Source organism: Burkholderia sp. SRS-W-2-2016, assembly GCF_001931485.1.
Lineage (GTDB): Bacteria > Pseudomonadota > Gammaproteobacteria > Burkholderiales > Burkholderiaceae > Paraburkholderia.
The window spans coordinates 1-393 of the sequence record NZ_MSDV01000035.1; the positions used below are offsets into that span (position 1 = coordinate 1).

Consider the following 393-nt stretch of genomic DNA (forward strand, 5'->3'; position numbering starts at 1 on the left):
TGGCGTCCCCTAGGGGATTCGAACCCCTGTACTCACCGTGAAAGGGTGATGTCCTAGGCCTCTAGACGAAGGGGACAACGTACTGCTTACATCTTTAACAAAAAAGCCCGTTCAGATCCGAATGAACGGGCTTTGTCTGGCGGAGTGGACGGGACTCGAACCCGCGACCCCCGGCGTGACAGGCCGGTATTCTAACCGACTGAACTACCACTCCAGTCTTTACACCCTGGCTTGCGAGCGTCGGTTAATTCTCTGCAAGCTGCGCTGCTTTACTTCCGTGTCACTACAACTCGAACACTAAAGCGACGCTGATGTTTGGCGTCCCCTAGGGGATTCGAACCCCTGTACTCACCGTGAAAGGGTGATGTCCTAGGCCTCTAGACGAAGGGGACA

The 393-nt window shown here is 55.2% G+C and carries 3 tRNA genes; all 3 read right to left on the reverse strand.

The annotated features are described in order from the left end of the window. Window positions 1-76 (reverse strand) — tRNA-Glu (locus BTH42_RS16250). 61 nt (window positions 77-137) lie between these two features. Next, window positions 138-214, reverse strand: a tRNA-Asp gene (locus BTH42_RS16255). Between the two features lie 102 nt (window positions 215-316). Beyond that, window positions 317-392: transfer RNA gene (locus tag BTH42_RS16260), tRNA-Glu, on the reverse strand. Between the last annotated feature and the right edge of the window lies 1 nt (window position 393).